The organism is Paracidovorax sp. MALMAid1276 (assembly GCF_049198005.1).
In the GTDB taxonomy this organism is placed as follows: Bacteria; Pseudomonadota; Gammaproteobacteria; order Burkholderiales; family Burkholderiaceae_C; genus Acidovorax.
In genome coordinates this window covers 46,779-54,683 of sequence record NZ_JBMIRS010000081.1, presented here as the reverse complement: position 1 = coordinate 54,683, position 7,905 = coordinate 46,779, and the positions used below count along the sequence as shown (strand labels likewise).

Genomic DNA, 7,905 nt, shown 5'->3' with positions numbered 1-7,905 from the left:
GGCGTTGCCAGACCCTCACCCTTTGGGCCGGGGCAGCGGCGGGCACCCGGCTGCGTTGCCTGCCTTGTCAAGGCAGCCAGCCTTGACTGCGCCAGGCGCCTGTCCGGGCATCCCGCTGCAGCCCCGGCGCACAGCCGATTTCTCGGATTCAGTGGACTAGGTGTGCAACGCCCGCGCGACCCAGCCCACTGAGGCAGGGTCTTGTTATGGCGATTCCCGGGCTCAGTGCACCAGGGCTTCGGCTGCGGCGCCGGTCAGGGCGGCAGACAGTGCGTCCAGCAGTTCCGACTCCAGGTTCCAGCAGTGCCAGTACAACTGCACCGGCAGTGAGTGCCCCGGCGCCAGATTCACCAGGCTGCCGTCTGCAATGCCCGCGCGCGTCATCAGCTCGGGCATCACGCCCACCGCCCATCCGGCGGCCACCGCGCGCATCTGGGCCTCGCTGCCGGGCACGAACAGGTGGCTCAGCGCCACGCGCTTGAGGCCGAAGGCCCGCGCCACGAACTCGGCGGCCATGTCGTCCTTGCGGTTGAACGAAAGAAAGGACACGTCCCGAAACGAGTGGGGAGTGAGCCCCTGCGGCAAATGCTGCCGGGCGAAGTTGGCCGAGGCCACGGCCACATAGTGCATGGCGCCCAGCGGCACCATCTTGCAGCCCCGCAGCGCCTGCTTGAGGGTGGTGACGCAGCCCAGCACCTGGCCTGACCGCAGCCATTCCTGCGTGAAGTCCTGGTCGTCCACGATGATCTCCAGCGGCACGCGCTGGCGCACCAGGTCGTGCAGCGCGCCCATGGCCCAGGTGGCGATGCTGTCGGCATTGATGGCGATGGAGATGCGTTCGTCCTCGCGGGTGCCGCCGGGCGCGCTCGGGGCCAGCTCCTGCAGGTCGCGCTCCAGGTCGGCGCGCAGCAGGCGCATCTGCTTGGTGTGCTTGAGCAGCAGCTGCCCGGCCGAAGTCGGCCGCAGCGGCCGGCTGCGCACGATAAGCACCGAGCCCACTTGGGCCTCCAGCGCCCGCAGTCGCTGCGACACGGCCGACTGCGTCACGTTCAGCCGCTGGGCGGCCCGCTCGAAGCCGCCCTCTTCCACGATGGCGGCAAGACATTCCAGGGCGGCTGGATCGTAGGTGCTCATACTATTAGATGGTCTGATGTTTTTGGATCAAGTTTAATTTTGCTTTTAGTAGAAAGCAATGCGGGGCACACTGCGCTCATGCGCGGCAGCCGGTTGGCGGGCCGCACGTCCTGGTTCACAACGCACCCTGTCTGTCCCATGAAAACCATTGTTCTCGGCGCCGGCATCATCGGCATCAGCACCGCGTGGCACCTGCTGGAGCGCGGCCACGAGGTCATCGTGGTCGACCGGCAGCCCGATGCCGCGATGGAAACCAGCTTCGCCAACGCGGCGCAGATCTCGGTCAGCTATTGCGAGCCGTGGGCCAACCGCGACGCGCCGCTGAAGGCGCTCAAGTGGATGTTCGACAAGGAAGCGCCGCTGCTGTTTCGCCCGCAGCTGGACTGGCAGCAATGGCGCTGGGGCCTGCAGTTCCTCGCGCAATGCAACGACGCCGCCTTCGAGCGCAACGTGGCGCAGATCGTGGCCCTGGGCGCCTACAGCCATGCGGCGCTCAAGGAGCTGGTGGGCAGCACAGGCATCGAGTACCACCGGCTGGAGCGCGGCATTGCCCACTTCTACACCGACCAGAAGTCGTTTGACGCCGCAGGCCATGCGGTGGAGCTGATGCGCAAGCATGGCGTGCAGCGCCGCCTGGTCAGCCGCGAGGAGCTGCTGCAGATTGAGCCGGCGTTCAAGGCCTATGGCGACCACATCACCGGTGGCACCTACACCAGCACCGACGAAAGCGGCGACGCCCGCGTGTTCACCCAGGAGCTGGCCCGCCGCTGCGCGGCGCGGGGCGCGCAGTTCTACTACGGCCACGACGTGTTGCGCCTCAACAAGATCGGCGATGCTATTGATTCAGTAGCTGTCATCCCTCGCCAGTCAAGCGCTGGGGGCAAAAAAGACTTCATATTGAAGGGCGACGCCGTGGTGGTGGCCTGCGGCTCGTACAGCGCACCGCTGCTGCGCACCGTGGGCGTGGATTTGCCCATCTACCCCGGAAAGGGCTACAGCGCCACCTTTCCGCTGCTCAAGCCGGAAGGGGCGCCGATGGTGTCCACCATCGACGACGGCAAGAAGATCGCCATGAGCCGCCTGGGCAACCACCTGCGCGTGGCCGGCACCATTGAGCTCAATGGCTGGGACCTGACGCTCGACAGCCCCCTGGCCCGCGCGCGCTGCCACATGCTGTCGCGCCGCATCGAGGCCATCCTGCCCGGCGTGTGCGACACCCGCACGCCCGATGAAGGCGGCAACCCGCAATACTGGGCCGGCCTGCGCCCCGCCACGCCCACCAACATCCCGTTCATCGGCCAGACCCGCGTGGGCAAGCTGTGGGTGAACGCCGGCCACGGCACACTGGGCTGGACCCACGGCGCGGGCTCGGGCAAGGCGCTGGCCGAACTCATCAGCGGCCAGGTGCCTGCCATGAACTTTGGCTTCTGCGGCGTGGACCAGCACCCACGCGGCCTGCACGCGCGGGCCGCCTGAAGCAAACCGCCGGCGCACGCGACCGGTTCCCATGCCGGGCCGGTACAGCCCCTGCCGACGGTATCAGGCAGAGAAAAAGCCTGCCAGCATGGCCACCAGCGTGCCCGCCAGCAACACCCCCACGGCCAGGGCCATGGCCAGGGCAGGCGCCCGCTGGCCGTCCCGGAGGTTCCAGTACAACGCGCACCCCACATGGGCGCACAGGGCGAACACCGCCAAGAAGTAGTACGGCGCAAAGAACCACTGCTGCGGCGGCGTGTGCAGGCCCGCGGCCGCAAACTGCAGGTTGGTGTCCACCCCCTGCTGGCGGGCGGCCAGCACGGCAGCCACATGGATCAGCAGGAACAGCGCCAGGTACGCGCCCGACACCGCCTGCAGCCACGCCACGCCCCCCTGGCGCTGGCGCCTCCCCCGCCACAGCAGCGTGAGGCCGCTGCCGCCCTGAAACACCACACAGCCCAGCAGCACGGCTTCGACCACCGGCTGGCGGTAGATGCCGCGCAGCGCCTCCAGCACCACCTGGTGGGCTGCGGCGCCCGCAACGCCGGCCAGGTGCCCCAGCACATGGGCGGCAATGAACACGGCCAGCAGCATGGCGCTGGCACGGTGCAGGCTGCGCAGCGCGGGGCGGTGGCGCGCAAGCGGCGTGCCGGCAGGGGCTGTGCGGGGCACTGCGTTGAGAGGGGTGTGGGGGCTGTGGGGGCTTTCGTGCATGCCAGGCTTCTCCGGTTGGCGGGGTCGATGGACAGCGGCAGAATAGGCCGCCCCCCGCCGTCTGCCTACTCGCATTGCGCTCAGGTTTGCATGTCCAAAGCCCCCACGCCCCCCCGCCGCATACCCCGTCGCACACCCCGCCAGGAACGCTCGCAGCTCACGGTGGACGCCATCTTCGAGGCCGTGGCGCGCATCGTCGCCACGCAGGGCGAGGGCGCACTCACCACCAACCGCATCGCAGAACTGGCCGGCGTCTCCGTGGGCTCGCTCTACCAGTACTTTCCGAGCAAGGAGGCCATCCTGCTGGCCATGCTCGATCAGCACTGCGACCGCACGATGCTGGCGCTGGACGCGCTGCTGGCCCAGGCGCGCGCCGAGGGCTGGAGCCCGCAGCAGCAGGTGCGGCAGTATGTGCGCCACTACCTGCAGGCCTTTGGCGGCGGGCCGCAGCCGCTGCGGCCCCTGGCGCGCCTGTCGTGGACGCTCGACTACCGCGCAGCGATGCTGGTCTCGGTGCGCGGCACCAGCGAGCGCATCGCGCTGCACCTGCAGCGCATGGCCGATGAACACGGGCTGCGCCCGCCCACGGCCGCGCAGCTGTTCGTGCTCACGCGCGCCTTCATGGGCGCGGTGCGCGCCGCGTCGCTGGAGCAGTCGCCGCTGCTGGACAGCGCCAAGTTCGAAGACGCGCTGGTGCAGCTGTGCCTGGCCTTTCTGCTGCCGGCTGCGGCGTCTGCGGCGCCCGCGCAGGCCGACGCCCCCGGCGCTACGATGGCGGCATGACGCCTTCCACCCCTGCACCGCACACCCTTTTCCTCACCACCTCCACCCGCGAGCCGGGCCATGTCGGCAACACCGAATGGCTGGCGCGCGAGGCCGCATCCCACCTGCCTGCCGAGGTCGGCCAGACCTGGCTGCACCTGGCGCGCATGGCGCTGCCGCCCTTTGTGGACCAGCGCCACACCACGGGCAGCTATGCGCCGCCCGAGGGCGACATGAAGACCCTGCTGGAGGCAACGCTGGCGGCCACCCACATCGTGTTCGTGGCGCCGGTCTACTGGTTCAGCATTCCCTCGCCGCTCAAGACCTATCTGGACCACTGGAGCGCCTGGATGCGCGTGCCCGGCCTCGACTTCAAGGCCCGGATGGCCGAAAAGACGCTGTCGCTGGTCACCACCAGCGGCGACCGCACCAAGGCCCAGCCCATGGTCGACTCGGTCATCCTGTGCGGCGACTTTCTGGGCATGCGCTGGGGCGGCGTGCTGTGGGGCAAGGGCGGTGCACCGGGGGCCGTGCAGGCCGACACGCAGGCCGTGGCCGCTGCGGCGCGCCACTTCGCCGCGCACTGACACGCGAAGCGCCAACTACCAGCACCCGCATCAGGGGCGGGCGGCCGCGTCCACCTGCGGCCAGTGCTCGCCCATCCAGCGCAGCAGGTCTTCCCACATCGACTGGATCTCGGCGGCGCGCGGCATGTCCAGCGCGTGCGGCAGCTCGATGGTCACCACCGGTATGCCCCGGTGCACCCCAGCGTAGTGCCCGAGCGAGCCGGGGAAGATGCCCACCTGGTCCAGCCACAGCCGCCCCAGGCGTTCGGGGGGTGACTGCGGGCCGTCAAAGTCCAGCACGCCATACGGCGCGTGGATGCTCACGATCAGCTGGGGCTGGAACGCGGCCATCTGCGCATGCAGGAAGCCGGATTCCGGCTCGGACAGGGGCGCAGTGCCGGGCCAGCGACGTGGGTCGCGGCGGGTGCGCTTTTCCCAGTAATGGGGCGCGTCCTGCGCCCAGCCCGGCGTGGGGAAGTTGCGGTTCAGGTCCACCCCCCGGGCGTTCGTGCGGGTGGCGGGCCGCGCCAGCAGCCCATCGGGGTTGAGCACCGGGATGAAACGCCAGTGCACCGGGCGGCGCGCCTGCTCGGCCAGCGCGATCCAGCGCACCGCGAGTGACGCTGACGTGATCTCGTCGCCGTGGATGGCGCCGGCCACCAGCACCCGCAGCGGCCGTTCGGTGCCCTGCGGGCCTTGAGCCCGCGCGGCGCCGTGCCCGGCTGCGGCGGCGGCCGGCACATCGCGCCAGTACAGCGGAACACCTTTGACCGACTGGGCTCCGCTGGGCGCCAGCGCGGCGCTCTCGCACTGGGCCCGAGACACCGTGGGCAGGCGGTGCAGCAGCACATCGCACGCCGACGGGGGCGGGGGCTCCGGCGGCACGGCAGCCGTCACGGATGAAGCGGCAGAGGCAGCGGCAGCCACCGGTGCCTGCGCCGGCGTACTGGCGGAGGCCTTGGCAGGGGCACTGCGCGCTGCTGCGCCTTGCGCGGCCCCGGCCGGGGCGGGCCGCGCTGTCTGGCCACGTTCCACGGCGTCGCCCGGGGCCATGCGCACGCCCACGGCAGCCAGCACCGCCAGCAGGGCGGCGGCCAGTGCGGGCGCGGCGCGCACGCGGTGCAGAGGGCCGGCGCTCAATGCAGAACCCGCTGGCTGGCCAGAAAGTCCAGCAGCGCGCCGTCAAAACCGTCCGGGTCTTCCAGCTGCGGCCAGTGGCCCACGTTGGGCAGGCTCACGTGCCGCGCGTCGGGCAGCACCTGGGCCAGCGCCTGCAGGGCGTCGGGGGGCGTGCAGCGGTCGCCTTCTCCGCTCACCAGCAGCACCGGAACATGCAGCCGCACCAGCTCGGCGGCGCCCCGGTCAAAGGTGGCCAGGGCCTCCAGCGCGCGGCGGTAGCTGCCGGCATACACCTGCGACAGCGCATGGACGGCCAGGCGCACGCCCTCGGGCAATGCACCGGTGCCGATGTAGCGTGGCACCAGCGTCTGCGCCAGCTGCTCCATGCTGCCGCCCGCTGTCTGCAAGGCCTGCAGCGCTTCGAGCCGGGGGGTGGCCCAGTCGTCCAAGGCCTGCGCATCCAGCGCGGGTCCGCCCGCGCACAGCACCAGGCGCTGCACAGCCGAGGGCGCACGCACCGCCGCCTCCAGCGCCACCATGGCGCCCATGCCGTGGCCCACCAGGGTCAGATGCTCGGCCTGCAGCGCGTCGACAAGGGCCAGGCAGCTCTGCGCAAGGCCCTTGAAGGTGTACGGCTCGATGGGCGCGCTGTGCCCGTAGCCGGGCATGTCCCAGGCAACCGCGCGGTAGCCCAGGCTGGCCAAGGTCTCGACCTGCGGCGCAAACGTGAGGTGCCCGCCGTCGGCGTCGTGCAGCATGAGCACGGTGGGGCCCGCGCCCAGGGTGGTGAAGTGGGGAAGAACTGCCATGCGTGAACCAGAACAGGGTAAGCCCCCGCCACAGCACCGTGGCGGGCAGCGCCCCATAATAGTTGCATCGCTGCAGCCCTCCGGCCGTGGCCGCCTCTTGTGATCTCGTGAGCCTCCCCGTGACCCGCCCTGCACTCGCCCGCCCCCCCAGTTTCTCCTCCCGCGAGTTCCGCGACGCGCTGGGCATGTTTGCCACGGGCGTGACCATCGTCACGGCGCGCGATGCGCAGGGCCAGCTGATCGGGCTCACCGCCAGCTCCTTCAATTCGGTGTCGCTGGACCCGCCGCTCGTGCTGTGGAGCCTGTCCCGCGTGGCCGCCTCCATGCCGGTGTTCGCCAATGGCTCGCACTACGCCATCAACGTGCTGGCAGCCGACCAGAAGGCGCTGGCCGAGCGCTTCGCGACGCGCGGCGTGGACCGCTGGAGCGGCGTGGAACACAGCCCCGGCATCAGCGACGCCCCCGTGCTGGCCGGCTGTGCCGCCACGTTCGAGTGCTTCAACCGCAGCCGCTATGAAGAGGGCGACCACGTGATCTTTGTCGGCGAAGTGGAGCGCTGCGGCCACCGCGCAGGCGTGCCGCCGCTGCTCTACCACGGCGGCCGGTTCTACACGGAGCACCCGCTGTAGCCCCACGGAGCGGCAACGAGGCATCGACACGCACGGCGCGAGGCCGGTGCATCTTCCGCCTCGCAGACGCGCCGCGCAAAACCATGCTGCGCGGTGCGACAAACCTCACTTTTTTTGACATCCGGCGTGCGCCTGAAAAAATGTCTGGCGTGGCCGCGCCAGCGGCGTGCGATGGGCGCACGCCGCGCTGGCAGGCCCGTTCAGGAACTGGAGCCCCATGCCCTTGACCGTTTCGTTTTCTTCGCCCCGACCCCTGCGCGGACTTCTTGTTGCACTGGCCCTGGCCGCGGGTGCCGCCAGCACGGCCGCCCGGGAGATGGTCAGCGTGGCGCGGCCCGAGATCAACATGCGCGCAGGTGCGGGCACGCGGCACCAGACGCTGTGGTCGCTCAGCCAGGGCTTCCCGCTCGAAGTGACCGGGCGCAGCGGCAAGTGGCTCAAGGTGCGCGACTTCGAAAACGATACCGGCTGGGTCTACCGGCCCCTGGTCAGCAAGACCCCCCACCACATCGTGAAGACGCGCGTGGCCAACATCCGCAGCGCGCCGACCACGCGCAGCCGCGTGCTGGGCAAGGCGGAGCGCGGCGAGGTGCTGCGCACGCTCGAGCGCCGATCAGGCTGGGTGAAGGTGCAGCAGCCGGGCGGCGTGCGGGGCTGGATCTCGCGGCCGCTGCTCTGGGGCTGGTAGACCGGCGC

General features: G+C 70.4%; 9 protein-coding genes. 5 read left to right on the top strand and 4 right to left on the bottom strand.

What is annotated here, in order from left to right; translation table 11 throughout:
- Window positions 1-222: 222 nt before the first annotated feature.
- Window positions 223-1,134, bottom strand: a complete 912-nt coding sequence (locus ACOQFS_RS05360; RefSeq protein WP_421561882.1) for a LysR family transcriptional regulator ArgP — start codon at window positions 1,132-1,134, stop codon at window positions 223-225.
- Window positions 1,135-1,272: 138 nt separating this feature from the next.
- Here ACOQFS_RS05360 and ACOQFS_RS05355 point away from each other — a divergent pair, with 138 nt between their 5' ends.
- Complete coding sequence (locus ACOQFS_RS05355; protein ID WP_421561881.1) at window positions 1,273-2,610, top strand: D-amino acid dehydrogenase; 1,338 nt, start codon at window positions 1,273-1,275, stop codon at window positions 2,608-2,610.
- Window positions 2,611-2,673: 63 nt separating this feature from the next.
- On the opposite strand, the gene ACOQFS_RS05350 is transcribed toward ACOQFS_RS05355, so the two are convergent.
- Window positions 2,674-3,324: a hypothetical protein gene (locus tag ACOQFS_RS05350; protein ID WP_421561880.1), complete on the bottom strand. Its 651-nt coding sequence runs from the start codon at window positions 3,322-3,324 to the stop codon at window positions 2,674-2,676.
- A 90-nt stretch (window positions 3,325-3,414) separates the two neighbouring features.
- Here ACOQFS_RS05350 and ACOQFS_RS05345 point away from each other — a divergent pair, with 90 nt between their 5' ends.
- Window positions 3,415-4,107 (top strand): TetR/AcrR family transcriptional regulator, encoded by a 693-nt coding sequence (locus tag ACOQFS_RS05345; RefSeq protein WP_421561879.1) that lies wholly within the window; start codon window positions 3,415-3,417, stop codon window positions 4,105-4,107.
- Window positions 4,104-4,673: a flavodoxin family protein gene (locus ACOQFS_RS05340; RefSeq protein ID WP_421561878.1), complete on the top strand. Its 570-nt coding sequence runs from the start codon at window positions 4,104-4,106 to the stop codon at window positions 4,671-4,673. The genes ACOQFS_RS05345 and ACOQFS_RS05340 overlap by 4 nt, the downstream gene beginning before the upstream one ends.
- A gap of 30 nt (window positions 4,674-4,703) precedes the next feature.
- On the opposite strand, the gene ACOQFS_RS05335 is transcribed toward ACOQFS_RS05340, so the two are convergent.
- Window positions 4,704-5,792: a M14 family zinc carboxypeptidase gene (locus ACOQFS_RS05335; protein ID WP_421561877.1), complete on the bottom strand. Its 1,089-nt coding sequence runs from the start codon at window positions 5,790-5,792 to the stop codon at window positions 4,704-4,706.
- Complete coding sequence (locus tag ACOQFS_RS05330) at window positions 5,789-6,580, bottom strand: alpha/beta fold hydrolase (RefSeq protein WP_421561876.1); 792 nt, start codon at window positions 6,578-6,580, stop codon at window positions 5,789-5,791. Before ACOQFS_RS05330 ends, ACOQFS_RS05335 begins: the two co-directional genes overlap by 4 nt.
- 185 nt (window positions 6,581-6,765) lie before the next feature.
- Between ACOQFS_RS05330 and ACOQFS_RS05325 the strand changes: the two genes are divergently transcribed.
- The gene (locus tag ACOQFS_RS05325; protein WP_421561884.1) at window positions 6,766-7,209 is read left to right on the top strand and encodes a flavin reductase family protein; all 444 of its coding nucleotides are present in this window, start codon (window positions 6,766-6,768) and stop codon (window positions 7,207-7,209) included.
- A 217-nt stretch (window positions 7,210-7,426) separates the two neighbouring features.
- Window positions 7,427-7,897: an SH3 domain-containing protein gene (locus ACOQFS_RS05320; RefSeq protein ID WP_421561875.1), complete on the top strand. Its 471-nt coding sequence runs from the start codon at window positions 7,427-7,429 to the stop codon at window positions 7,895-7,897.
- Window positions 7,898-7,905 lie beyond the last annotated feature (8 nt).